At 71.8% G+C, this 25884-nt stretch carries 20 protein-coding genes; 11 read left to right on the top strand and 9 right to left on the bottom strand.

The window, feature by feature from the left end:
• Positions 1-120: 120 nt before the first annotated feature.
• The gene (locus ACFVDP_RS30040; protein WP_383496374.1) at positions 121-909 is read right to left on the bottom strand and encodes a GNAT family N-acetyltransferase; all 789 of its coding nucleotides are present in this window, start codon (positions 907-909) and stop codon (positions 121-123) included.
• Between the two features lie 53 nt (positions 910-962).
• Between ACFVDP_RS30040 and ACFVDP_RS30045 the strand changes: the two genes are divergently transcribed.
• Positions 963-1742, top strand: coding sequence for a class I SAM-dependent methyltransferase (locus ACFVDP_RS30045; protein WP_383496376.1), 780 nt, complete (start codon positions 963-965; stop codon positions 1740-1742).
• Here ACFVDP_RS30045 and ACFVDP_RS30050 read toward each other — a convergent pair.
• Complete coding sequence (locus tag ACFVDP_RS30050) at positions 1726-2172, bottom strand: MarR family winged helix-turn-helix transcriptional regulator (RefSeq protein WP_383496379.1); 447 nt, start codon at positions 2170-2172, stop codon at positions 1726-1728. The two genes, ACFVDP_RS30045 and ACFVDP_RS30050, sit on opposite strands and share 17 nt — an antisense overlap.
• Positions 2173-2291: 119 nt before the next feature.
• Between ACFVDP_RS30050 and ACFVDP_RS30055 the strand changes: the two genes are divergently transcribed.
• A complete protein-coding gene (locus ACFVDP_RS30055; protein ID WP_383496382.1) occupies positions 2292-3248 on the top strand; it encodes an LLM class flavin-dependent oxidoreductase in 957 nt (318 codons plus the stop codon).
• A gap of 18 nt (positions 3249-3266) precedes the next feature.
• On the opposite strand, the gene ACFVDP_RS30060 is transcribed toward ACFVDP_RS30055, so the two are convergent.
• Positions 3267-4898: an acyl-CoA synthetase gene (locus tag ACFVDP_RS30060; RefSeq protein ID WP_383496386.1), complete on the bottom strand. Its 1632-nt coding sequence runs from the start codon at positions 4896-4898 to the stop codon at positions 3267-3269.
• Positions 4899-5072: 174 nt separating this feature from the next.
• Between ACFVDP_RS30060 and ACFVDP_RS30065 the strand changes: the two genes are divergently transcribed.
• The 6 genes from ACFVDP_RS30065 to ACFVDP_RS30090 all read left to right on the top strand — a co-directional run bounded on the left by ACFVDP_RS30065 (position 5073) and on the right by ACFVDP_RS30090 (position 10777).
• Positions 5073-5873 carry a crotonase/enoyl-CoA hydratase family protein gene (locus ACFVDP_RS30065; protein WP_383496389.1) on the top strand — a complete coding sequence of 267 codons (801 nt, stop codon included), beginning with the start codon at positions 5073-5075 and terminating at the stop codon, positions 5871-5873.
• 290 nt (positions 5874-6163) lie between these two features.
• Positions 6164-7129: a Zn-ribbon domain-containing OB-fold protein gene (locus tag ACFVDP_RS30070; protein WP_383496392.1), complete on the top strand. Its 966-nt coding sequence runs from the start codon at positions 6164-6166 to the stop codon at positions 7127-7129.
• Positions 7130-8245, top strand: a complete 1116-nt coding sequence (locus ACFVDP_RS30075) for a thiolase domain-containing protein (protein WP_383496395.1) — start codon at positions 7130-7132, stop codon at positions 8243-8245.
• Positions 8242-9411: a thiolase domain-containing protein gene (locus tag ACFVDP_RS30080; RefSeq protein WP_383496398.1), complete on the top strand. Its 1170-nt coding sequence runs from the start codon at positions 8242-8244 to the stop codon at positions 9409-9411. The genes ACFVDP_RS30075 and ACFVDP_RS30080 overlap by 4 nt, the downstream gene beginning before the upstream one ends.
• A gap of 84 nt (positions 9412-9495) precedes the next feature.
• On the top strand, positions 9496-9738 hold the full coding sequence (locus ACFVDP_RS30085; RefSeq protein ID WP_383496401.1) for a DUF397 domain-containing protein: 243 nt from the start codon (positions 9496-9498) through the stop codon (positions 9736-9738).
• A 151-nt stretch (positions 9739-9889) separates the two neighbouring features.
• Entirely contained in the window at positions 9890-10777 is an 888-nt protein-coding gene (locus ACFVDP_RS30090) for a universal stress protein (RefSeq protein WP_383496404.1), read from the top strand.
• A 4-nt stretch (positions 10778-10781) separates the two neighbouring features.
• Here ACFVDP_RS30090 and ACFVDP_RS30095 read toward each other — a convergent pair whose 3' ends face one another.
• Positions 10782-11516: a leucine-rich repeat domain-containing protein gene (locus ACFVDP_RS30095; protein WP_383496407.1), complete on the bottom strand. Its 735-nt coding sequence runs from the start codon at positions 11514-11516 to the stop codon at positions 10782-10784.
• Positions 11507-12166 (bottom strand): pyridoxal 5'-phosphate synthase, encoded by a 660-nt coding sequence (locus ACFVDP_RS30100; RefSeq protein ID WP_383496410.1) that lies wholly within the window; start codon positions 12164-12166, stop codon positions 11507-11509. Before ACFVDP_RS30100 ends, ACFVDP_RS30095 begins: the two co-directional genes overlap by 10 nt.
• Positions 12167-12356: 190 nt before the next feature.
• Between ACFVDP_RS30100 and ACFVDP_RS30105 the strand changes: the two genes are divergently transcribed.
• Positions 12357-15257 carry an ATP-binding protein gene (locus ACFVDP_RS30105; protein WP_383496413.1) on the top strand — a complete coding sequence of 967 codons (2901 nt, stop codon included), beginning with the start codon at positions 12357-12359 and terminating at the stop codon, positions 15255-15257.
• Between the two features lie 70 nt (positions 15258-15327).
• Positions 15328-15825: a hypothetical protein gene (locus ACFVDP_RS30110; protein WP_383496416.1), complete on the top strand. Its 498-nt coding sequence runs from the start codon at positions 15328-15330 to the stop codon at positions 15823-15825.
• Positions 15826-15897: 72 nt separating this feature from the next.
• Here the strand turns inward: ACFVDP_RS30110 and ACFVDP_RS30115 are convergent, their stop codons facing one another.
• Positions 15898-17829, bottom strand: coding sequence for an N-acetylmuramoyl-L-alanine amidase (locus ACFVDP_RS30115; RefSeq protein WP_383496419.1), 1932 nt, complete (start codon positions 17827-17829; stop codon positions 15898-15900).
• A 378-nt stretch (positions 17830-18207) separates the two neighbouring features.
• The gene (locus ACFVDP_RS30120) at positions 18208-19365 is read right to left on the bottom strand and encodes an aminoglycoside phosphotransferase family protein (RefSeq protein ID WP_383496422.1); all 1158 of its coding nucleotides are present in this window, start codon (positions 19363-19365) and stop codon (positions 18208-18210) included.
• Positions 19366-19600: 235 nt separating this feature from the next.
• Here ACFVDP_RS30120 and ACFVDP_RS30125 point away from each other — a divergent pair, with 235 nt between their 5' ends.
• Positions 19601-21103 carry a hypothetical protein gene (locus tag ACFVDP_RS30125; protein WP_383496425.1) on the top strand — a complete coding sequence of 501 codons (1503 nt, stop codon included), beginning with the start codon at positions 19601-19603 and terminating at the stop codon, positions 21101-21103.
• A gap of 28 nt (positions 21104-21131) precedes the next feature.
• On the opposite strand, the gene ACFVDP_RS30130 is transcribed toward ACFVDP_RS30125, so the two are convergent.
• Both ACFVDP_RS30130 and ACFVDP_RS30135 read right to left on the bottom strand, forming a co-directional pair.
• On the bottom strand, positions 21132-22556 hold the full coding sequence (locus ACFVDP_RS30130; RefSeq protein WP_383496428.1) for a PP2C family protein-serine/threonine phosphatase: 1425 nt from the start codon (positions 22554-22556) through the stop codon (positions 21132-21134).
• Positions 22557-22875: 319 nt separating this feature from the next.
• Entirely contained in the window at positions 22876-25854 is a 2979-nt protein-coding gene (locus ACFVDP_RS30135) for a CARDB domain-containing protein (protein WP_383496432.1), read from the bottom strand.
• Between the last annotated feature and the right edge of the window lie 30 nt (positions 25855-25884).

Consider the following 25884-nt stretch of genomic DNA (forward strand, 5'->3'; position numbering starts at 1 on the left):
TCGACCGCACTCCCGAACTCCCGACCGATCATTCGGTTGACCTGTTGGTCGTCAGTAATTCAAGGTCGGGGCCCTGACGTCAAGGGATGGGACACGCGGGATCGCGGCGCGGCGGACGCGTCACACGGCCGCCTCCGCCGGCAGCACGTACGGAGTGGTCGTCCCCAGCGCCTCGAACCCCAGGCGCTCCAGGATCGGACGGCTGTACTCGGTCGCGTCGACCTGCATGTACGCGTAGCCGCGCTCGGCCGCGATCCGTACCCGGTAGGCGACCAGGGCCCGGTAGATCCCGCGCCCGCGCCACTCCGGCACCGTGCCGCCGCCCCACAGGCCGGCGAAGTCCGTGCCCGGGTTCAGTTCCAGCCGGGCGGCGCTGACCGGCTCGTCGCCGTACAGGGCGAGCACGGCGGGCACGGTGTCCGGATCGTTCGCGAGCTGTTGGCGGATCTGGTGGCCGATGTGCGACGACTCGTTCTCGAAGGCCCGCGCGTGCACCGCCTCGACGAGCGCGATGTGCGCCTCCTCGGTGACCGGCATGAGCCGGATCCCCTCGGGCGGCGCGCTGTCCAGCGGCAGCACGGCCGTCTCGGCGACCAGCAGCGTCTCCGGCTCCTCGGCGACGAACCCGGCGGCGACCAGCCGCGCGGGCAGATCGGCCGGCAGGTCGTGGGAGTACGTCTTCCACTCGGCCTCGCCGCCCAGCTCCCTGAAGAGCCGCACCTGTTCGGCGATGGCCGCGTCCGCGGTCCCCTCGTCGAGGTCCGACCACAGCACCCCGTGCCAGCCACCGGGCGGGCTGATGTGCCGTACGACGCCGCCGACCCGCTCGACCCGCGCCGCCGGCTCGTCGGGCCGCGCCCCGAGCCGTATCTGCCGGTCGAACAGGGCCAGTACCTTTTCGCGATCCATCCGGTCACTTCAGCACCGGTGCGATGCGGCGGCAACCGGATTACGGTGCGCCCATGCCGATGCCTTCCGTGCGCCGCTTCTACGACGATCTGGCCGCCGACTACCACCGCATTTTCCCGGACTGGGACACGAGCGTCGCCCGCCAGGCCGGTACGTTCGACGCCCTCATCGGCGCGGAGCTGGGTACCGGCCCGCGGCGCGTCCTCGACTGCGCCTGCGGCATCGGCACCCAGGCCATCGGCCTCGCCGGGCGCGGCCATCACGTCACCGGAACCGACCTGAGCCCGCACGCCGCGGCCCGCGCACGGTCCGAGGCGGCGGCGCGCGGCGTGCCGCTGGCCGCGGCGGCCGCCGACATGTGCCGGCTGCCGTTCGCACCGAGGACCTTCGACGCGGTGCTGTGCGCGGACAACTCCCTCCCTCACCTGCTCACGGCCGCCGAGATCGGCACGGCCTTCACCGGGATGCGGCGCGTTCTGCGCGACGGCGGCCTGCTGATCCTCACGGTCCGCGACTACGACGAGCTCCGTCGCGTCCGCCCCGCCTCGACCCCGCCCCAGCTGTCGACCACCCCCGAGGGCGGCACGACGATCACCTTCCAGCTCTGGCAATGGCACGACGACGGCGAACGCTACGACCTGCGCCACTTCCAGCTGATCCCCGACGGCGCCGAGAGCGACGGCTGGCAGGTGCGCGAACGCACCACGACCTACTGGGCGCTGACCGCCGACCGGTTGACCGACTTCGCGACGACGGCGGGCTTCACGGACATCACCTGGCGCACCCCGGAAGCGACAGGCTTCTACCAGCCGATCCTCACGGCTCGCCGCTGACGAGCCTGCGCAGTGCCGACCTCAGGACCGCCGCCTCGCCGGCGCCGAGCGGCGTGAGGAACGCCTGCTCGGCCCGTCCGCGGGCCTCTTCTGCCCGCCGCATCCGGTCACGCCCCTCGTCGGTCGGCACGATGACGTTCCTGCGCCGGTCCTGAGCGCTGCGCCGCCGCTCCACCAGGCCGACGTCCTCCAGTCCGTCGACGAGCGTGACCATTGTGGACCGGTCCACGCCGATCCGCCCCGCCAACTCAGCCTGTGACAAGGGGTCTTCGCCCGCGATGACGACGAGCACCGCCAGCTCGTGACCGTCGATGCCGAACGGCTCCAGCGCCTCGGCCACATCGCCCGCGAGCCGGGCGTGCGCGTGTTTGAGGAGGTACCCGAGACGCGCGGAGAGAACGTCGGGCGTCGGGTGCTGCTGTCCGGCCATACCGCCACTGTATCCCCGGCTGACGATGGCAAAAGCTGATGGTCAGTCAACAAAATAATCAGCTACGCTAACGAAAATGTCGGCGGACCCGTCCGGTCGGCACCCCAGGGGAGGACTCGATGACGCAGCACGCAGCAGCGCACGGCTTACCGCACGGACCCGTCACCTTCGGGATCAAAACCCCGCCCATGCACGTCGCCTACGCAGACATCCTCCGGGTCTGGCAGGAGGCCGACGCCGTCCCGCAGATCGCCGACGCCTGGTTGTGGGATCACTTCCTGCCGCTCGTCGGCCCGAAGGGCGGTGCGACGTACGAGAGTTGGACCCTCCTCGCCGCCTTGGCGGCCCGCACCACCCGGCTCCGCCTGGGCATCCTCGTCACCGGGAACCGGGCCCGCCACCCCGCCGTGCTCGGCAAGACCGCCACCACCGTCGACGTGATCTCCGGCGGCCGCCTCGTCATGGGCATCGGCGTCGGCGGCACCCTGCAACGGCCCGGCGCCGGCGGCGTCCCCGGGCCCAACCCGGCCGCCGAGGAGTACGCGGCCTACGGCCTCGACCTCGTGCCGCCCGGCGAAGGCGTCGAGCGGCTCGCCGAGACACTCACCATTCTCCAGCGCATGTGGACCGAGGACGTCTTCGACTTCGAGGGCCGCCACTACACCCTCAAGGGCACCCGCAACGAACCCAAGCCGGTCCAGCGCCCGGGCCCGCCCCTGCTCGTCGGTGGTTGGGGCGACAGGGTCCTGCGCCTCGTCGCCGAACACGCCGACGTGTGGAACATTCCCGGCCCACCGCACAACCCCGTCTCCTACGTCGACGAACGCAGCGCCCGCCTCGACGCCCACTGCGCCGAACTCGGCCGGGATCCACGGGAGATCGTCCGCTCCGCGCAGCTGACCGTCTCCTACGCCGACCCCGCCGCGACCCGCGCGGTGGTGGCGGAACTCGTCGCGGCCGGCATCACGCACATCGTTCTCGGCCTGCCCCGCCCGTACCCGACCGGGGTCGCGGCCTGGATCGCCGAGCAGGTCATCGATCCCGTTCGGGCCGAACTCGGTATGCCGGTCGGCTGACTCTTCCGGCGGGGAGTGCTAGCGCCCGCCCTCGGCGGCCGACTCCGCCGCCACGCTCCGCGCCCACCGGTAGTCCGCCTTGCCGCTGGGGGAGCGCTGGATGCTGTCCGTCACCACCAGCTGGCGCGGGATCTTGTACCCGGCGAGATGGGTGCGGCAGTGCGCCTGGACCGCGTCGAGGTCCAGTGCCGCCGCGCCGTCGCGGAGCTGGACGACCGCCGCCACATGGTTGCCCCACTTCGGGTCCGGGACGCCGGCGACCAGTGCGTCGTAGATGTCCGGGTGCGACTTGAGGGCCTGCTCGACCTCCTCCGGGTAGACCTTCTCGCCGCCCGTGTTGATGCACTGCGAGCCGCGGCCGAGGACCGTCACGATGCCCTCGTCGTCGACCGTCGCCATGTCGCCGAGCAGCACCCACCGCTCGTCACCCGTCCGGAAGAAGGTCTCGGCCGTCTTCTTCGCGTCGTTGTAGTAGCCGAGCGGCACGTGCCCGCGCTGGGCGAGCCGGCCGATCTCGCCGACCGCCACCGGTGTGTACGTCGCCGGATCCACCACCTGCGTACGGGCGTTGACGCGTAGCCGGAACCCCTGCCCCGCGCCGGATCCGTCCGTCGCCGTGCCGTTGAAGCCGGACTCGGACGAGCCGAAGTTGTTCAGCAGCATCGCGTTCGGCACCAGCGCCTGGAACTGGGCGCGCACCGTGTCCGACATGATCGCGCCGGACGAGGAGACGCTGAACAGCGCCGAGCAGTCGGTGCCCTTGAGCGGGCCGCCCAGCGCGTCGATGAGCGGGCGCAGCATCGCGTCGCCCACCAGCGACACGCTCGTCACCTTCTCCTTCTCGATCGTGCGCAGCACTTCCTCCGGCACGTACTTGCGGTGGATGACGATGCGCTGGCCGAAGTTGAAGCCGATGAAGGCCGTCAGCGTGGAGGTGCCGTGCATCAGCGGGGGAGTGGGGAAGAAGGTGATGCCGTCACCGCCCGCCGCGACCCGCTCGGCCAGTTCCTCGGGGCGTGTCACCGCATCACCGGTCGGCGCACCGCCGCCCAACCCCGCGAAGAACAGGTCCTCCTGACGCCACATCACACCCTTGGGCATACCGGTCGTGCCGCCGGTGTAGATGATGAACTGGTCGTCCGCCGAGCGCGCCGCGAACCCGCGCTCCGGCGACGCCGTGCCCTCCGCCTCCGTGAAGTCGACGGCCTTGAGCGGCGGCGCGTCCGGCGGCGGAGTGCCCACCCGCACCAGATGCCGCAGCTTCTCCGTGCGGGGCAGCGCGGCCGCCACCCGCTCGGTGAACTCGGCGTCGAAGACCAGAGCCGCCAGATCCGCGTCGCGGTAGAGGTAGACCAACTCCTCCTCCACGTAGCGGTAGTTCACGTTGACGGGGACCACTCGCGCCTTGAGGCAGCCGAGGACGGTCTGCAGATACTCGATGCCGTTGTAGAGGTGCAGGCCCAGATGCTCGCCCGGCCGGATGCCGCTGTCGATCAGATGGTGGGCGACGCGGTTGGCCGCCGTGTCCAACTGCGCGTACGTCAGCCTGCGTTCCGCACCCGTACCGGGGTGGTCGACATAGACGAGCGCCTCGCGGTCCGGGACCACGTCGACGACCGACTCGAACAGGTCGGCAAGGTTGTACTCCACCGCTCCTCCTGACCCAGGCCGCATCTCGTGTGGCCGTCATCAGAACAGACCGGGATGCAAGGCGGAAGGGTCCCCGCACAAGAAATCTGACTGACTGTCAGAAAACTCTTGAACTGGTCGGTCCCCTCCTGCAACCTGTTCCAGGTCCGAGCTCCGGCCGACTGGAGGACACCCATGGGTGGGACCGAACATCTCGACGTGCGGCGCGAAGGCGCGACGCTCGTCCTCACGCTCAACCGGCCCGAGGCCAAGAACGCGCTCTCCCTGCCGATGCTCGTCGGCCTCTACGACGGCTGGCTGGAGGCCGACGCCGACGACACCGTCCGCTCGGTCGTGCTGACCGGCGCGGGCGGCTCGTTCTGCGCCGGTATGGACCTCAAGGCCCTCGCGGGCAAGGGCATGGAGGGCGAGCAGTACCGCGACCGGCTCAAGGCCGACCCCGACCTGCACTGGAAGGCGATGCTGCGCCATCACCGGCCGCGCAAACCCGTGATCGCCGCCGTCGAGGGGTACTGCGTGGCGGGCGGCACCGAGATCCTGCAAGGCACGGACATCAGAGTCGCCGGCGAGTCCGCGACGTTCGGGCTCTTCGAGGTCAAGCGCGGGCTGTTTCCCATCGGGGGGTCGACGGTGCGGCTGCCGCGACAGGTGGCCCGTACCCACGCCCTGGAGATGCTGCTCACCGGGCGGGCCTATCCGGCGCCCGAGGCCGCCGCGATCGGGCTCGTCGGGCGGGTCGTTCCCGACGGCACCGCGCTGGACGTCGCACTGGGCATCGCCGAGCAGATCAACGCGTGCGGGCCACTCGCCGTGGAGGCCGTCAAGGCGTCCGTGTACGAGACCGCCGAGATGACCGAATCCGACGGTCTCGCCGCCGAGTTGAAGCGCGGCTGGCCGATCTTCGACACCGCCGACGCCAAGGAGGGCGCGAGGGCGTTCGCCGAGAAACGCTCGCCGCAGTTCCGCCGGGAGTGAGGCCTCGTCGCCGGGTGCCGGCCCGGCGGGGGCTGGTCGCGCAGTTCCCCGCGCCCCTGAGATGCGCACTGCGTGCGCCATCTCATCAGAGGAGGCAGCGCGAAGCGCACGCCTCAGGGGCGCGGGGAACTGCGCGCTCAGCCACGACGCAACCCGCACCCGACCACAAGGGCGAGCGCAGCTCGCTTCAGGGGCGCGGGGAACTGCGCGCTCAGCCACGACGCGACCGGCACCCGGCGACGAAGCAGCACCCCCCCAAAAAAAGACACCCGCACCAAAGAGGAGCCCCGATGACAACCGCGCCCCAACCGGAGGTTCTCCGCGCACCCTTGGTCGTGGAGTTCCCCTTCACCCGCTCCCTGGGCCCCGTCCAGAGCGCCTTCCTCACCGGCCTGCGCCACCGCACGGTACTCGGCGTCCGCACCACCGACGGCCGCACCCTCGTCCCGCCCGTCGAGTACGACCCGGTCACCGCCGACGAACTCCGCGACCTGGTCGAAGTCGCGGACACCGGCACCGTCACCACCTGGGCCTGGAACCCCGAACCCCGCCGCGGCCAGCCGCTCGACACCCCGTTCGCCTGGATCCTGGTGAAACTCGACGGCGCCGACACCGCACTCCTCCACGCCCTCGACGCCCCCGGCCCGGACACCGTGCACACCGGCATGCGGGTCCGCGTCCGCTGGGCGGCGGACCGCACCGGCGCCATCACCGACATCGCCTGCTTCGAACCGTACGACGGACAGCCCGGACCGAACCCGCCCGCACCGCACACCGGCACGTTCGACGAGGCCCCGGTCACCGGCATCGTCGCCGAGGCACGTCTCGACTACACCTACAGCCCGGGCGGCGCCCAGAGCCGCTACATCAACGCCCTCGCCGACAACCGCACCGTCGGCGAACGCTGCCCCTCCTGCCACAAGGTGTACGTCCCGCCCCGCGGCGCCTGCCCCACCTGCGGCGTCGCCACCACCGACCAGGTCGAGGTCGGCCCGGCCGGCACCGTCACCACGTACTGCATCGTCAACGTCAAGGCGAAGAACCTCGACATCGAACTGCCCTACGTCTACGCGCACATCGCGCTCGACGGCGCCGACCTCGCCCTGCACGGCCGCATCGCCGGCATCCCCTACGACCAGGTCCGCATGGGCCTGCGCGTCGAACCCGTCTGGAGCGAGGGCGGGCGCTACCCCGACCACTACCGGCCGACCGGCGAACCCGACGCCGACTACGACACGTACAAGGAGCTGATCTAGATGCGGCCGCCGATCCGGGACATCGCCGTCGTCGCCTTCGCCCAGAGCGACCACCTGCGCACCACCGACGAGATGTCGGAGGTGGAGATGCTGATGCCCGTCCTGCACGAGGTGCTCGCCACGACCGGCCTGAAGACCGCCGACATCGGCTTCACCTGCTCCGGCTCCTCCGACTACCTGGCGGGTCGCGCCTTCTCCTTCACCATGGCCCTCGACGGGGTCGGCGCCTGGCCGCCGATCTCCGAGTCGCACGTGGAGATGGACGGCGCGTGGGCGCTGTACGAGGCATGGACGAAGCTGCTGACCGGGGAGGCCGACACCGCGCTCGTCTACTCGTACGGGAAGTCGTCCCCCGGCAGCGTCCGCGACGTGCTCACCCGACAGCTCGACCCGTACTACGTCGCCCCGCTGTGGCCCGACGCCGTCGCGCTCGCCGCACTCCAGGCCCAGTCCCTCATCGACGCGGGGGAGACCGACGAGGGCGCCCTCGCCGGGGTCGCCGCCCGCAGCCGCACGGCCGCCGCGGACAACCCGCACGCCCAGCTGCGCGGCCCCGACGTCCCGCACGGCGATTACGTCGTAAATCCGCTGCGCACCGGCGACTGCCCGCCGATCGGCGACGGCGCCGCCGCCGTGATCCTCGCCGCCGGCGACCGCGCCCGCGAACTGTGCGAGCGGCCCGCCTGGATCCGCGGCATCGACCACCGCATCGAGGCACACAGCCTCGGCGTGCGCGACCTCACCGACTCGCCCTCCGCGCGGCTCGCCGCCGAGCACGCCGGAGCCTTCGAACGGCCCATCGACACCGCCGAGTTGCACGCCCCCTTCACCTCCCAGGAGGTCGTGCTGAGGAAGGCCCTGCGACTGGGTGATGACGTCAGCGTCAATCCGTCCGGCGGCGCGCTCGCCGCCAACCCGATGATGGCCGCCGGACTCATCCGCATCGGCGAGGCCGCCGCCCGCATCCACCGCGGCGAGTCCCGCCGCGCGCTCGGCCACGCCACCTCCGGGCCCTGCCTCCAGCAGAACCTGGTCGCCGTACTCGAAGCGTCCGAAGAAGCGTCCGAAGAATTGTCCGAAGGATCTGCAGCAGCGTCAGAGGGGGAGAACCGATGACCAACAAGGAACCGGTGGCGGTCGTCGGCATCGGCCAGACCAAGCACGTCGCCGCCCGCCGCGACGTCTCCATCGCCGGACTCGTCCGCGAGGCCGCCCGAGCCGCCCTCGCCGACGCCGAGTTGACCTGGGCCGACATCGACGCCGTCGTCATCGGCAAGGCGCCCGACTTCTTCGAGGGCGTCATGATGCCGGAGCTCTACCTCGCCGACGCCCTCGGCGCCGTCGGCAAACCCATGCTGCGCGTGCACACCGCCGGCTCGGTCGGCGGCTCCACGGCACTCGTCGCCTCCAACCTCGTCGCGGGCCGCGTCCACGGCACCGTCCTCACCCTCGCCTTCGAAAAGCAGTCGGAATCCAACGCGATGTGGGGCCTCTCGCTGCCCGTCCCGTTCCAGCAGCCGCTGCTCGCCGGAGCCGGCGGCTTCTTCGCCCCGCACGTGCGCGCCTACATGCGGCGCACCGGCGCACCCGACGGCGTCGGTTCGCTCGTCGCGTACAAGGACCGCCGCAACGCCCTGAAGAACCCGTACGCCCACCTCCACGAGCACGACATCACCCTGGAGAAGGTCCAGGCCTCACCCATGCTGTGGGACCCCATCCGCTACTCCGAGACCTGCCCGTCGTCCGACGGCGCCTGCGCGATGATCCTCACCGACCGGGCGGGCGCGGCCCGCTCGCCCAAGCCTCCCGCGTGGATGCTCGGCGGGGCGATGCGCAGCGAGCCGACGCTCTTCGCGGGCAAGGACTTCGTGTCGCCGCAGGCCGGAAAGGACTGCGCAGCCGACGTGTACCGGCAGGCCGGGATCACCGACCCGCGCCGGGAGATCGACGCCGTCGAGATGTACGTGCCGTTCTCCTGGTACGAGCCGATGTGGCTGGAGAACCTGGGATTCGCGGAGGAGGGGGAGGGCTGGAAGCTCACCGAATCAGGCGTCACGGAACTCGACGGGGACCTCCCCGTCAACATGTCGGGCGGAGTCCTCTCCACGAATCCGATCGGCGCCTCCGGAATGATCCGGTTCGCCGAAGCCGCTCTCCAGGTACGGGGACAGGCGGGAGAACACCAGGTGGAAGGGGCGCGGAAGGTGCTCGGCCACGCCTACGGCGGCGGCTCGCAGTTCTTCTCCATGTGGCTGGTCGGCGCGGAGCCGCCCACTCACTGACCTTCGGCCCCTTTCGTGGCCTGTGCGCGGCACCGGCCGATCGCTAGGCTGACGCACGGACGACGAACCGGGAGGAGCACGGACGTGGCCGAGAGCACCATCGACCAGCACCCGCTCGCGGGATGGGAGAAGCCGAACCTTGATCTGAGCAAAGCGGACTGGCGCTCCAGCAGCAGGGGACGGGGCGATGTCCAGATCGCCTTCATCGAGGGCTTCATCGCGATGCGCAACAGCGGCAGCCCGCAGAGCCCGTCGCTGATCTTCACTCCCGCCGAGTGGGGCGCGTTCGTGCTCGGGGCCCGTGAGGGCGAGTTCGATCTGACGTAGGCCCCGGGCGGAGAAGTCCCGCTCCGCTTCCGACACGTGACTTTCGGCCCTGTCCTGTGGCTCTTGTGTGCGCGAGCCTGGCCACAAGAACACAGGAAGAGCCGGTCAACGAGGGCACGGCCAGCGTGCCCGGTGTCGGAGGCATTGATCCATGAGCACGCCCGAGTCGCAGAACCTTCCCGTCGTCGTCGCGGTCGACGGGTCCGACGACAGTCGCGCGGCCCTGGAGTGGGCGCTCGCCGAGACGACCCGGCGCGGCGCCACCCTGCGCGTCGTGCACGTCCGCCAGTACGCACCCCTGCTCCAGCCCGCCGTCCTCGTGGCCGGGCCGGAGGAACCGGCCGACGACGCCGTCATCGCCGAGGTGCGCAAGCAGCTCGAAGGGCGTTCGGGGCTGCCGCCGGTGGAGTTCGTCTGCCTGGAGGGCGTACCCGCGGCGGTGCTGCCGGAGCTCGGCGGCGAGGCGCAGCTCCTCGTGCTCGGCTCGCGCGGCCGCGGCGGCTTCGCCAGCCTGCTGCTCGGTTCGAACGGGGTGGCCGTCGCCCGCGACGCCGCCTGCCCCGTGGTGGTCGTGCGCGCCCATGAGGCCACGGCGCAGCGGGTGGTCGTCGGCCTGCAGCCGGACGACCCGGACGGGACGACGCTCGCCTTCGCGCTCGACCACGCCGCACGGACGGGCGCGCCGGTCCGCGTCGTCGCCGCGTACGCGTGGCCGGTGCTCGCCTGGACCGCGTACGGCGACTTCGCCCTGACTGGTCAGGAGCAGGAAGCCGTCGAGAAGGAGACGCTCGCACTGGCCCGGCAGGCCGTCGCACCACTCCTCGACTCTCACCCTAAAGTCGAGGTTGAGATTCAGGTCGCTCCGGGGGACGCCGCGGGTCAGCTCGTCGACAACTCCGAGGACGCCGCCCTGGTCGTCGTCGGCCGGCACCGCCGACGCTTCACCCGTCCCGCGCCGATGCTCGGCTCGGTGACGCACGCCGTGCTGCTGCACGCGAAGAGCCCGGTCGCCGTGGTCCCGCCCGCGCCTGAGGACTGAGCCTCTACCGCAGGGTCACGCAGCCCCGCCCGGTCAGCTCGTCGAGCAGGCCGGGCGGAACGCCGACGTCGGTCCACCGGAGGTCGAGCTTCTCCAGGGACGGCAGCTCGGCCACCCAGCCGGGCAGCTCCGACAGGCGGTTGCCGCGCAGATCCAGACGGCGCAGCCGGGGCAGCCCGCGCAGCGACTCGGGGACCGTCTCCAGCGCGTTGTCCCGCAGCTCCACCTCCCGCAGCTCGCGCAGGTCCCGTACGGAATCGGGCAGGCCCGTCAGCCGATTGCCGCGCAGCCACAGCTCGCGCAGCGCGGTGAGCCGGCCGAGCCCGTCGGGCAGCCGCCCGAGCCGATTGTCCTGCGCCCGCAGTTCCACCAGACCCGTCATCGCGCCGAGCGTCTCCGGCAGCGCGGTCAGCAGGTTCTCACCGACGTTGAGATAGGCGAGCCGGGTCAGCGCACCGAGACGGTCGGGCAGGGCCGTCAGCCGGTTGTCGTGCAGATACAGAAACCGGGTCAGGCCCGTGAGGTCGCCGATCTCCGCCGGTACCGAGGCGAGCCGGTTGTGACCGAGGTCGAGGGTGTGCAGCGCGGTCAGCGCGCCGATCCGGGCCGGGACCCGCGTGAGCCGGTTGTCGCACAGCAGCAGTACCTCGGGCCCGGGGTGCGACCACACCTCGTCGGGTACGTCGTCCAGCCCCGCACGCCAATAGTTCAGCGTGCCGGCGTCCCGCGTCACGGCCACAGCAACTGCTTGCGCCAGCCGCCGTCGCCGCCGGCGCTCAGATACGTGAGCCGGGTGTGCCGCCGGTCCTTGTCGCCCTGCCAGAACTCGACCGTCTCGGGACACACCGTGTGCAGCGCCCAGCCCGGCGCCACCAGGCCGGGTTCCCGGGCCAGCCGCTCCCGCGACTCCCGCACCGCCGCGTCCCGTTCCCCGAGCGAGTCCAGCGGCCGCGACTGACGGCCGAGCAGCGCCTCCGCCCGCGCCGCCTCGGACCGCGCCCGGAAGTCGGCGGCCCCCGCGTCGGCGGGCTCCCGCACCACAGGGCCGCGCACCCGCACCTGGCGGGCCAGCGACGGCCAGTAGAACGTGAGCGCCGCGTACGGACGCTCCGCGAGATCGCGGGCCTTGACGCTGCCGCCGTCCGACGCGAACTGCCAGCCCCCGGCCGTCACCGCCTTGAGGATCAGCACCCGCGCCTGCGGGTTCCCGTCCTCCCCGGCGGTCGACAGCGTCATCGCGTGCGGCTCGCGCACACCCGCCTCCACCGCGCCCAGCAGCCAGTCGGCGAACAGCTCGTGCGGAGTCTCCGGCGTCGCGACCGGATCGAACACGGGCAACTCACCCGCGAACACCTCCAGGCCACGCAGCAGTTGACGCAGATTGTCCATGGGCTCTCCCCTCCCGCGATGCTGATCGACCATCCTAGGCGCGACCGCCGACAGCGACCTTCTGGGCCTGCCCGGCGGGTCCCACGAGAACGGCCCCCGCCGGACCGCGTCGGCGTACGCTGAGGTGCCTGGAACCCGCGGCGCGTACCGGCTCCCCGCGCCGGAGCACCACCGCGGGAGGGGGTGCGTCATGGCGCTGCGTGCTGGCCGGGGCGGTACAGGACGAGGGACGTTGTTCGAGCGTGAGAGCGAACTCGCCGCTGTCGACGAGGCGCTCGGCGAGCTGACCGGGACACCGGACGGCGGCGATCCGCCCGAGCGGCCGCACGGCGCGCTGCTCGCCGTCGCCGCGCCGGCCGGACTCGGCAAGACGACCCTGCTCGCCGAGGTGCGCAGGCGCGCCGCCGGCCGGGGCTGCACCGTCCTGTACGCCCGCGGCGGAGACCAGGAACAGCGCGTCGCCTTCCACGTCGCACGCCAGCTGATCCAGCCGCAGCTCGCCGCGCTGCCCGAGTCGGAGCTACGCGCCAGGCTGGGCAGCTGGTACGCCATCGTGGGCCCCGCGCTCGGCCTGTGCGCCGACTCCGACGGTGCCCCGCCCGACCCGCAGGGCCTGCGCGACGGCCTCGACTGGGTCCTCACCCACCTCGCCGTGCAGCGCGCGCCCATGGTCCTCGTCCTGGACGACGCCCACTGGGCCGACCCGGAGTCCCTCAGCTGGCTCGCCGCCTTCGCACCGCGCGCCGAGGAACTGCCGCTGCTGATGGTCGTCGCCTACCGGCCCGAGGAACTGCCGGGGCACGGCGAGGCACTGCGCGGCCTCCCGGGCCGCAGCGGACAGCGCCCGCTCGGCCTCGAACCGCTCAGCGCGCCCGCCATCGCCCGCCTGGTGCGCGAATCCCTCGGCGCCCACGCCGACGACGTGTTCTGCCGCGAGTGCTGGGCCGTCACGGCAGGCAACCCCTTCGAGGCCGTCGAGCTGACCGCCAAGGTGCACGACCGCGGCCTCGCGCCGACCGAGAGCGGCGCCCACCTGCTGCGCGACCTCGCCGCCGCCGTCAAGGGCAGCGGCCTCGTCGCCCGCCTCGAACGCCTCGGCGCCTCCACCGTCCGCTTCGCCTGGGCCTGCGCGGTCCTCGGCACCGAGACATCCCCCGAGCTGGCCGCGGGCGTCGCCGGTCTCGGCGCCGAAGAGGCCGCCGACGCCGCCGACCGGCTGCGCGCCGCCCGCATCCTCACCGGCGAGGTCACCGCGGAGGGCACCCTCGAATTCGTCCACCCGCTCATCGCCACCGCCGTCTACCGCGCCATCCCCGGCGGCGTCCGCGTCGCCCTGCACGGCCAGGCCGCCTGGACCGTCCTCAACGCCGGGCTCGGCCCGTCCGCCGCCGCCCGCCACCTGCTGGAGACCCACCCCGACGGCGACGGCTGGGTGGTGCGGCAGCTGCGCGCCGCCGCCCGCGAGACCGTCCGCGCCGGAGCCCCCGACGCCGCCCGCCGCTATCTCGCCCGCGCCCTGCGCGAACCCCCGCCCTTCGAGGACCGCGCCGCCGTCCTCTACGAACTCGGCAGCGCCTCCCTGCTCACCGAGCCCGCCACCACCGTCAACCACCTGCGCGCCGCCCTGGAGGAGACGGTCACCGACCCGGCCCTGCGCCACGGCATCGTCTACCGCCTCTCCCAGGTCCTCGCCCACAGCGACCGGCTCGCCGAGGCGTCGGAGATCCTCGCCCGCGAGATCCGCACCACCGGCGACGCCCGCGTCCGCCTGCGCATGCAGGCCGAACAGTTCATGTGGGACGCCTTCCGCGCCGACGAACCCGACTCACCGGCCCGCTCCCGGCGCCTGGCCCGACTCGCCGACCGGCTCACCGGCCGCGATCTCACCGAGCGCTACATCATTGGGCTGCGCACCTGGGACGCCACCCTGCGCGGCGAACCCGTCGACGTCGTCCTGCGGCACGCCGAGCGCGCCCTGGAGGGCGGCCTGTGCTGGGCCGCCGACGACGACCGCGGCTTCGAGGTGCCCGTCCTGGTGGCCATGGCGTTCATGTACGCCGACCGGCCCGGCCGCACCGAGGAACTCTTCGTCGACGGCATCGCCGACTTCGAACGGGCGGGCTGGCACGGCGCCCACCTCTCCTTCGCGTACACCCTGCTCGCGTACGTACGCCACCGCCGCGGCCGGCTCGCCGAGGCCGAGGACTTCGTCCGCGCCGGCCTGCGACTGGCCCGGCGCGTCGGACCCGGCACCCCCGCCCACTGGTACGCCAGCGGCACCCTCGTCGAGGTCCTGCTCGCCCGCGGCCGCATCGCGGAGGCCGAGGAGGCCGCGCACACCCACGGCTTCGGACCGCCGTTCCCCGCCGCCGTCGTCTTCCCCGACGCGCAGACCGTCTACGGCGAACTGCTGCTCGCGCTCGGCCGCACCAAGGAAGCCGCGGCGGAGCTGGGCGCGGCCGGGCGCCGCCTGGACCCGCGCGGCATGCGCAACCCGGGCTGGTGCCCCTGGCAGCTCCACCTCGCCCGCGCCGAGGCGCACGAGGCCCCCGAGCGGGCGCTCGCCCTCGCCCACGACGCCGTCGACCGGGCCCGGCACTTCGGCGCCCCCTCCGCGATCGGACAGGCCCTGCGGACCGCCGCCGCCGTCTCGCCGCGCGCGGCCCGCGGCAAACTCCTGGAGGAGTCCGTCGCCCATCTGGAACGCTCACCGGCCGGCTACGAACTGGCCTGTTCGCTCGTCGACCTCGGCGCCGAGGCTCGCCGCAGCGGACATGCCAAGGACGCCGCGGACCATCTGTACCGGGGCCTGGAGACCGCGGCCGGCTGCGGCGCCGACGGCCTCGTGGAGCGCGCCAGGGACGAGCTCGCCGCCGCCGGGCTGCGGCCCCGGCCGCTGCGCGGCGCCGCCACCGACGCCCTCACCACGCGCGAGCGGGCCGCCGCTGCCTGCGCGGTGCGCGGCCTGTACCCGGCCCAGACCGCCGCCGAGCTGCACCTGGCGGAGACGGACGTGGTGCGGCTGCTGTCCGCCGTGTACCGGAAAGTAGGAACGGATCAGGCGGGGCTCGCCGCGGCGCTCGGCACATAGCCCCGCGTCGGCCCACAGTGGGAGAGCCCCGAAGCGGGAGAAGGCGCCGGGGCGACGTACCATGGGCCGCATGTCCTTCCTCCGCCGCCGAGCAGCGACCCCCGCGGGCCCCGACTTCGATGTCCTGGCCATGGACCCGGGCGACTGGCCGGGCAACCTCGGCGCGGGCCTGCTGCCCGCGCCCGACGGAACCTGCCAGGGCGTGTTCCTGCGCTACGACCTGTTCGGCGGCCGCGGCCCCGCGATGGTGATCGGCAACCTGCCGGAGGGCTCCCCGGCCCGCGAGGTCGCCGAGGGCGAGATCCCCTTCGAGGTCGCCCAGCTGCTCATCGCGCTGGAGAACGACGAGGAGGTCACCGTCACCGGCGTCGAGGACGTCCCGGTGATGCAGGGCGACAACCTCCTCATCGTGCGCCGCCTCAAGCTCTCCGAGACGCGGATCTCCTGCGTCCAGTTCGACCGCAGCGACGGTGTCCTGGTGACCATCGCGTCCTGGGACCGCCCGATCACCGACGACCTGTACGCGCTGCTCAAGCCGCTGCCCGCGGAGCTGTTCCAGCAGGGCTGAGCGCCCGCGAACGACAAGGGCCCGGGACCGCACACGCGGACCCGGGCCCCACTTGTCACCCGCACACGGCCGTCACTTCACCGTGGACGGCACCACCCGCACATCCGCCGCCCGCACATACGCGACGCGGTGCCCGAACTGGATCTCGTAGTACACGTCCTTGCCCTTGACCACCTGGTGCGTCGACGTGTCGAAGGTGGGGGAGTAGAAGTACTCGCCCGTCGTCTTCCCGCCGATCACATAACGCTGGCCCGCGAGAAGCGTGTACGACAGAGGAGAGACCGCCTGCGGAGTCATCCCCGCCGGATAGGCCTCCTTCTCCGGGTAGGCCCGCCCGTACACCGGGACCGACGCCGCGCCGGACTTCGGCTCGACGACAAGTCCCTTGGCGTTCACGGCAGTCGGCTGCTTCTTCGCGTTCTTGAACCAGGCCTTCTGGCCCAGGTACCAGATCGCCGTCCAGTCGCCCTTGCGCTCCGCGACCGCGTACTGCTGGCCCGTCGAGACCCGCGACGCCATGTCGTTCACGTCGATCGTGGAGTCCTGGCCGCCCGGCCGCAGCCCGATGTCCTTGACCAGCGGGGCGTCCTCACTCGGCGCCGTGTACAGCCGCACCGCGCTCGAACCGTGCGCGGCGCACGCCTCGCCCGCCTTCTCGCAGCCCGTGAACTCCGGCTTGTTCGTCGCGAACTGCGGGTCGATGGTGACCACACCGCCGCGCTCCCCTGCCGTCGGGTGGAACGGCTTGCCCATCAGCTGGAAGTAGTGCGCCCAGTCCCAGTACGGACCCGGGTCCGTGTGCATCGACGGGATGGTGGAGGTCGTCGGACCCGGCACCGTGTCATGGCCGAGGATGTGCTGCCGGTCCAGCGGGATGTCGTACTTCTTCGACAGGTACGACACCAGACGCGCCGACGAGCGGTACATCTCCTCCGTGTACCAGGAGTCGGGCTGCGCGAGGAAACCCTCGTGCTCCAGGCCGATCGACTTCGCGTTCACGTACCAGTTGCCCGCGTGCCAGCCGACGTCCTTCGCCTTGATGGACTGCACGATGTGGCCGTCCGTGGAGCGCAGCGAGTAGTGCCAGGCCAGATAGGTCGGGTCCTGGACCAGCTTGAGCGTCTCCTCCCACGTCGCCTCCGTGTCGTGGATGACGATGTAGTCGATGCTCTGGTCGTTCGGCCGGTCCGCCAGGTCGTGGTTGCCGTAGTCGCCGTCGCCGAACTCCTCGTACGGCGCCGGGATCCACTCGCACGACACCGTCTTCGGGCACTCGGTGCCGGAGGTGTCCGTCTTCTTCAGGCCCATCGACCTGAGCTGCGCCGCCTGCGGCCGCGCGGACCGGTCGGCCGCCAGGGTCACCTGCTGGCCCCCGTCCGTGGTGCGCTGCTCACCGTCGTGGATCACCGCGAAGACGTCATTGGCGTACGTGGCCGCGGTCGCCGTGTCGTCGGAGCCGGCGAACGTCGCGATCGCGCCGTACCAGTCGGCGGGGTCGGCGCTGAGCGGCTTGCCGAGCTGCCTCTGGGCGGCGGCGAGCAGGGCCGCGCCACCGCGCACGTTCGCCGCCGGGTCGGAGCGCAGGTCGCCCGCCGGGATACCGGTCAGGTCGGCGGCGCGCACCAGCGTCTTGAGCCGGGCCGGGAGCTGCGCCTCGGTGGGGACCGACCGGGACGCCGGGCCGGCCTTCAGCGCGTTACGTGAGTCGTCGCCGCGCGCGTCGCCCTCCGCGTGGTCGTACGCCACCGTGTTCGCGATGGCGGTGCGCGCGTCCGTCAGGTGCATCGGACCGTAGCCGCCGCTGACGCTGGGCGCGCCACTGTGCGCGTCCCACCGCGACTGCAGGTAGGAGACACCGAGGAGCACGCTCTGCGGCACCTTGTACTCGGACGACGCCGACGCGAAGGCGTGCTGCAGCAGGGCCGACGGGGCGGCCGCCGTCGCCTGGGGAGGGGCCGCGCCGAGCAGGGGGAGCAGCAGGGCCCCGGTCGCGAGGGTGCCCACGGCCCGGGCGCGCGTGCTGCCGGGACCTCTGCCAGTGGGGGTACGCGGGGTTCGTTGCAACGGAGCCTCCAGGGACCGACGAATCTCGGGACGGTGCGCGTGCGTGCGGGCCGATCGACGTCAGTGGTATCGGCTCACCGACGATCCGTCAATGATCGGACCGGCAACGGAGATTCGCGGGATTTCCCATGTCAGCACGCGTGTGCGGGGGTTTCCGGCGCGGTGGTGCGGCCGCCTGCGGCGCGTCAGTGGTGTGGACCAATGTGCGCCAACGGAAGCCGGGAGCGGAGGAGTTGGAAGCGGGCCGTCTCCGCGGACAACGGGAAGATCCGCGGTACGCCATCCTCCACCCCGGCGTACCACGGATCTTCGTCTCGGTCAGCGAGTGCCGACGGCCGCCCGCACCGCCTTGCGGGCCATGTTGCAGTCGTCGTGCAGACGGCGCAGCAACAGCCGCTGCTCCTCGCCGGTCGGTACGGCACCCGGGGTGGACTGACCGGGCTGTACCGGTGCCGCCGGGGCCTGGTCGTGCATGGAACGCTGCACGACCGTCTCGTAGGTACGGATCTCGCGGGTCAGGACGAGCATCAAGTTGACCAGGAACGCGTCGCGGGAGGCCGGGCCGCCGGACTGCGCGAGCTGACTGATCTGACGGCGGGCCACCGGCGCGTCGCCGAGCACCGCCCACAGCGTCGCCAGGTCGTACCCCGGCAGGTACCAGCCCGCGTGCTCCCAGTCCACGAGCACCGGGCCCGCGGGGGAGAGCAGGATGTTCGACAGCAGGGCGTCGCCGTGACAGAACTGGCCCATCGAACCGCGGCCCGAGGTGTGCGCGATGCCGTGCAGCAGCTTCTGCAGATCACCCATGTCACGGTCGGTCAGCAGACCCAGATCGTGGAACCGGTTGATCCGCTCCGCGTAGTCCAGCGGCGCGTCGAAGGTGCCCGCTGGGGGCCGCCACTGGTTGAGCCGGCAGACGGCGCCGAGCGCCGCCCTGATGTCCGCCCGGGGCGGGGCCTCGGCGGGGTGACGCTGGAGGGCCGCCACCCGGCCGGGCATCCGCTCGATCACCAGCGTCCCGTTGTCCGGGTCCGCCGCGATCAGGCGCGGCACCCGCACGGGTGGCCGGTGCCGGACGAACGAGCGGTAGGCGGCTATCTCGTGCCGGACCCGCTCCGCCCACACGGGGGAGTGGTCCAGTAAACATTTCGCGACGGCGGTGCTGCGCCCAGTCGTACCGACGAGGAGCACGGACCGCGGGCTGCGGCGCAGCACCTGCACCGGATGGAACTCCGGGCAGATCCGGTGCACCGCGGCGATGGCCGTGCGCAGCTGGGCGCCCTGAGGGCCGGACAAGTCGAGTCTCCCGCTGAGCGGTTGCGTGCCGAGCCCCGGGACACGCCGGGTCCGGCCGACGCCACCGAGCGCCGTGGACCCCGGTCGCGCGGGGTCGAGGTACGGGCCGCCGCCGGTCACCGGGCGGGCGGAGCGCAGCGGCCGGGGCGGGGCGGACACGGAGGACGATGCTGCGTACATAGGAGATACAGATCCCTTCGTGTGCCGATCAGTTGCTGCGCCTCCCGGCCCGGTCGAGTTCGGTAACACCCTGGGGAATGCCCTGCGACGACCGGGTCGGGGTGGCGCATTCCTACCTGACACCCGGGGCACAGGAGCACAACAGCTGGCGCACCCTGGCGAACCGTGGCGAATAGTCGCTCAGCAACTGACAGAGGGCTACTGTCAACTTCAGCCGAGAACCTGGGGGCTTGAAGTGAGCGGACAACCCAACACCCGTCTGAACGACCTGTTCGGCCTGGCCGGCTGGTCCAAGGGCGAGCTCGCGCGACTCGTCAACCGGCAGGCGGCGGCCATGGGCCACCCCCAGCTGGCGACGGACACCTCGCGGGTGCGGCGTTGGATCGACATGGGAGAGATCCCGCGCGATCCGGTACCGCGGGTGCTGGCGGCGCTGTTCACCGAGCGACTCGGCCGTGTCGTGACCATCGAGGATCTCGGTCTTGTCCGACACGGGCGCACGGGGAAACGGCAGGGCGCCGGAGGCCTGGAACAACAGGGCCCCGACGGAGTGCCGTGGGCGCCCGAGCGGACTGCTGCGGTCCTCACCGAATTCACGGGAATGGACCTCATGCTCAACCGACGCGGCTTGGTGGGCGCGGGTGCCGCGCTCGCCGCAGGATCCGCACTCAGCAGCGCCATGCACGACTGGCTGCACACCGACCCGGCCCTCGCGGCCGACGCTCCCCGGACCTCCGATCCCCTCTCCGCCACAGGCACAGCCGACTCCGCCGGGTTCGACCGCTACGAGGCCGCCCCCATCGGGTCGCAGGAGATCGAGGAACTGGAGCGCTCGGTCGAGGTGTTCCGGGCCTGGGACGCCTCCCGCGGCGGCGGGTTGCAGCGCAAGGCAGTCGTGGGCCAGCTCAACGAAGTCGGCGGAATGCTCTCGTACCGCCATCCCGACCATCTCCAGCGGCGCCTGTGGGGCGTCGCCGCCAATCTCGCCGTCCTCGCGGGCTGGATGTCCCACGACGTCGGCCTGGAACCCACGGCCCAGAAGTACTTCGTCATCGCCGCGCACGCCGCGCGCGAGGGCGGCGACCGGCCACGCGCCGGCGAGGCCCTGTCCAGGGCCGCCCGCCAGAAGATCCATCTCGGCGCGCCCGACGAGGCGCTCGACCTGATGAAGCTCGCCAAGTCCGGCTCGGGCGACCAGGTGCTGCCCCGCACCAAGGCGATGCTCTACACCATCGAGGCCTGGGCCCAGGCCTCCCTGGGCAAGGGGCAGGCGATGCGGCGCACCCTCGGGCAGGCGGAGGACCTCTTCGTCTCCGACAAGGGTGACGTGGCGCCGCCGACCTGGATGCAGATGTTCGACGAGGCGGACCTGCACGGTATGCAGGCCCTCGCCTATCGCACCCTCGCCGAGCACGAGCCGGGCGCCGCCGTCATCGCCCAGCACCATGCCAAGGAAGCGCTCGCGCTGCGGGCGGGCGGCCGGGACCGGTCGAAGATCTTCGACCATCTGTCGATGGCGTCGGCGTGCTTCATCGCCGACGACCCGGAGCAGGCGGACCGGTACGCGCGGCTCGCGCTCTCCTCGATGGGGGCGAACTCCTCGCACCGCACCTGGGACCGGCTGCGCGAGATGTACCGGCTCACCGGCCAGTACGCCGGCTATCCGAAGATCGAGGACCTGCGTCAGGAGATCAAGCTGGCGCTGCCGAGCCGCCCGGGAAAGAGGATGCGGGCCTGAATCTCGTACGGCGTCGTCCGGTACGGCGTCAGGAGTCGATCCTGGCGACGAGCACACAGGCGTCGTCCTCGCGCTCACCCGAGCCGAACGCGTCGGTCACCACGCGCACGCATTCCTGTGCGTCGCGGGCCCGGGACAGGCGTGGTGCCAGTGCGAGCAGTCGGCCTGCCGCCGCCTTCTCGCCGCGTCGTGGCACCAGTGCGTCGGTGTGCAGCAGCAGTACATCGCCGCTGCGCAGCTGTTCCTCGGCCTGCTCGTACCGCGCGCCGGAGGTGGCGCCGAGCAGCACGCCCCGAGGAGGCGTGAGCGCACGTCCCGTCCCGTCGCGGAAGAGCAGCGGGGCGGGGTGTCCCGCCTGCGCCCACGCCAGCGTGCGGCTCACCGGGTCGTACCGGCAGCACAGGGCACTGCCGAGTGAGGGCCGTACGGCGTTGTCGAGGAGGTGACCGAGGCGGCCGAGGAGGTCGGCCGGCGGGGTGTCGCACACGGCCATGCCGCGGACGGCGCCGAGCAGCATCGCCATGCCGGAGGTGACGGCCACGCCCTGTCCGGTGAGGTCGCCGACGGTCAGCAGGGTCTTGCCGTCGGGCAGTTCCAGTGCGTCGTACCAGTTGCCGCCGGTCGGGGTGCCGGCGGCGGAGGGGAGGTAGCGGGCCGCCACGTGGAGACCGCCGGGGCCGCCGTGCGGGAGCCGCAGGGAGCCACGCCACGGCGGTAGCACGGCTTCCTGCAGCTCGACCGCGAGCCGGTGCTCGGTCTGCGCGATGTGCCGCTGGCGCTGGAGTGAGTCACGGGTCTCGCTCACCGCACGCTGGCTGCGGCGCAGTTCGCTGACGTCACGCACGACCGCCCACATGGAGGCGGTCGAGCCGTCCGCGTCGAGCACGGGCTCGCCCATCATGTGCACCGTGCGCACGGTGTCGTCCGGGCGCACGACGCGGAACTCGCCGTCTATGGGTTTGCCGTCGATCAGGCAGTCCGTGACCATCGCGGTCAGCTTGGGCTGGTCGTCGGGGTGCACCACGGCGGACAGTTCGTCGAGGGTCAGGGCGGGGGAGCCGGGATCGCGGCCGAGGATCCGGTACAGCTCCTCGGACCAGACGGCGTCGTCCGTCAGCAGGTTCCAGTCCGCGCTGCCGACCGGGGTGAGCAGCGGGCCCGGGTTCGGGTCGGCGGCCGGACGCGGGGCCGGTACCCCGCCGCGGACCGGGTGGCCGTCCCGCAGCTGCGCCAAGTGGCTGTCCAGGTCGCTGAGTTGATGGACCGCCAGCTCGTACAGGGCGCGCTGCCAGCGGGCCTCGGGTGCGGTCTCGTCGGGTACCGCGTCGACGGAGTCGCGGCGCACCGCGTCGACGTCGTCGAGCAGCCTGCGCGTCTGGTCGATCAGTGCGTCGACGGTGCCACGCTCCGGCGGCTGGCCGGCGGGGCGGTCCGCGAAGACATGGGACGGCATGACGAACTCCGATGCAGGCGCGGGAACGGCCGAGGCGGACGGAAGGACCGCCAACGACTCTGGCACAGGCCGCCTGGCCTCGTAAGGCATTTGGCCATACACGATGCGGTGGTGCTTCTGGCATATGCCCCAGTCCTCTCGAATCGTCCTCCCGGGTGTCTTTGTCGAACGGATGACCGGTTATGGCGTAGTACCGGCTGGTCCGCGCGGTGCGGCGGGGGAGCGGAAACGCGTAGTCGTCCTACGCCGGACGACGTGCGGCCCGGACCCCGTGGGAGCGGGGTCCGGGCCGCACGCGATGCTCGGGGGCCGGGGCCCCTTACCTCCCCAGTCTGGTGCCCGGCACGGAGGACGCCGCCGTGGCACTCCCGTTGATCACGAACTGTGAACCCGGCTCGACGAGCACGTCACCGTCGCGCGAATCCTTGATCGTCACCCCGGAGAGCGTGGCGCTGCCCCGCGCCCCGCTCATGGCGAGGATGCCGGAGCCGTTGACGGACTTCGAGATCGACACATTGCTGATCTTCACGTCCGGCATGGCGCCGCCACCCGTCTTGAACTGGATGCCGTCGTACGTAGAGTCCTGGATGTCGGTGTCCCGGATGGTGACGCCCGGGATGTTCTGCCCCTGCGCGAACAGGGTGATCGCGCCGAACTCCTGGTCCTCGTTCCAGAACGCCCCGCCCGTGCGGTACAGGCCGTTGTTCGCGATCAGCGTCTGCCCGGAGAAGGGCAGCGGGTCGTGGTCGGTCGCGAGCATGATGCCGGGGTAGTTCGCGGTGTCGTACACGAGGTTGTTCTCGATCTTGTTGCCGTAACCGCCGTACACCGCGATGCCGTTGGCCCGCCACGGCAGCTGCACCGTGTTGTTGCGGAAGACGTTGTCGTGGCCGATGTCGACCGAGGTGTCCTTCACGTACTTGTTGGCCCACACGGCGAGCGCGTCGTCACCCGTGGTGCGGAACGACGAGTTGTAGACGCTCGAATTGCGGGTGCCGTTGGAGAAGTTGATGCCGTCCGCGTACGTGTCGCGGATGCGCATCCCGCTGAACTCCAGGCCGTCGGCCGGACCCCACAGCTCCGGGATGTTGCTGTAGTCGCGGCCCACCCAGACGCCGACGTTGGCGTGCTCGATCCAGACGTTGGAGATCTTGGTGTTCTTGCCGAAGCGGCCGTTGAGGCCGACGCCGCCCTCCGCGTTGCCGTCGCCGCCGCGGATGGTGCCCGAGCCGAAGATGGCGATGTCGGAGATCTTGGTGTTGTCGTCGATGTCGAAGCCGAAGTTGCCCTCGTGCGGATGGTTGATGCCGCCCGCGTTCTGCGGCGCGGTCAGCGTGTAGAGCTGCGAGTGCCACATGCCGGCGCCCTTGATGGTGACGTCACGGATCCCGACCTGGTTGTACTGGCCGCGGTTCAGCGGGTCGTCGGTGAGGATCTTCTGCTCCTGGCGCCACTGTCCCGCCGGGATCCACACGCAGTCGATGTCGCCGTTCTGGTTCGCGGTCACCGCCTTCTGGATGGCCGTCGTGTCGTCGTTGCCGTCGTTCGGCACCGCGCCGTACGCGGTGATCGAGGTGCACTCGGCGGGCTTGCTCGTCGGCGGCGCCACCTGCTCCAGATCGACCAGGTCGACGATGTAGTACGCGGCGTCGTCACCGGAGTCGCGCTGGAGCCGGAACGTCGTGCCCTGCGGATAGGTCTGGGACAGCAGGGCGTGCGTCTCGTCGAAGAGGCGCCGGGCGTCACCGCCGGGGGTGTTGGTCAGGCCCTCGGGGTCGTCCGTGTGCCCGTAGAGCCAGCTGTGCTTGGAGGACAGGTTCAGCTTCTGCACGAACGTGCCGTTCGCGTACAGGCTGAGCGTCTTCTCCTGGCCGCCGCCGCCCGCCGCGTCCGGGATGGAGTTGCGCACGACGATGGAGTTCGTCGAGTTCTTGGAGGTGAACTGCACATACTGGCCGGTCGAGTTGAGCCGCACCGACTGGCGGCCCGAGGACTCGGACGCGTAGTTCGTGTGGCCGAAGGTGCGCTCGGCGTCCGCCGTCAGGAGCGTGCCCGTGTACGTGCCGTCCTCGGCCTCGTACTCGGTGTAGGGCACCGCAGCGCCCCGCCCGACGACGATCGAGCGCGCGAGGACGTTGTTGTTCTCGTTCGTCTCGGCGACCGTGTCGGTGGCGTCGGCGGTCGCGGTGAGGGTGGCGCCGCCGCTGACCGCGGTCCAGGTGCCGGTCAGGGCGACATCGGCGCTCGCGCCCGCGGCGAGGGCGGGCGTCGTGCCGTTGAGCGTGCTGGTGCCCACCGTCAGGCGGGTCACGGAACCGGCCGGCACCGCGCTGGTGCCGCGGTTGTGCACCTTCACCGAGAACGAGACGCTCGCGCCGACCGCCGGACTGGCCGGATTCGACGTGATGCCCGTGACCTCCAGATCAGGGCCCGGAGACTGACCGACCGTCAACTTGTTGTCCGCGGTACGGCTGTTGTTGGTCTCGTCCTGCTCGCTGATCGCGTTGGTCGGGTCTACGAGCGCCGACACCGTGTAGCTGCCCTCGGCGCGCTTGCCGATGGTCACCGGGACCGTGGCCGAGGCTCCGGCGGCGAGCGCGGGCACCGCCACGCTGCCCGCGACCGTCCCGCCGACGCTCACGTCCACCGTGGTCGCCGCGGCGGCCGCCGTACCGGTGTTGCGCACCGTGGTGTTCACCTTGATCGTGTCGGCCTCGCTGGGCTGCGCGGGATCCCAGGACAGGCCCGACACGGTCAGATCGGGGTTCGGCGCCGGGGTGCCGTGCACCTCCAGTTCGGCCAGCTGACCGCCGTAGCCCGCGGTGTTGGACGAGATCTTCACCTGCACGTCGGCGTAGCGCCCGGACACCGGGATCGTCACGGTGTTCTGGTTGCCCGACGGGTTGAACGTGTAGTCGGCCTTGGCCTTGACCGAGCTGAACGCGCTCGCCGAGGCCGCCCGCCCGAGCACCTCGATGCTCTGCGTGCGGGTGGCCCAGGCCGGGTCCGGGTTCAGCTTCAGCACGAGCGAGTCGAGGTCGGCGTCGGCGCCGAGCTTCACCGTGAGCGTCGACGGGCTGCCGCTCGCCTCCCAGTAGGTGGAGGCGCTGCCGTCGACGGCGTTCTTCGCGACGTAGTTCTGGATGGTCGACGACGCCTCGACCGGCTTGTTCAGGGCCAGGTTCGCGCCGGCCGCCGCCGGCGCCGCCTGGGCGGCGACGGGCAGCAGCCCGAGCGTGCTCAGCGCGGCGCCGAGCAGGACGGCGGTCAGCCGCCGGGTTCTCTGTCTGTGTCTCACGACGTGGTCCTCTCGGGGTGGGGGATGCGG

Source organism: Streptomyces sp. NPDC057694 (genome assembly GCF_042799415.1).
Classification (GTDB): Bacteria; Actinomycetota; Actinomycetes; order Streptomycetales; family Streptomycetaceae; genus Streptomyces.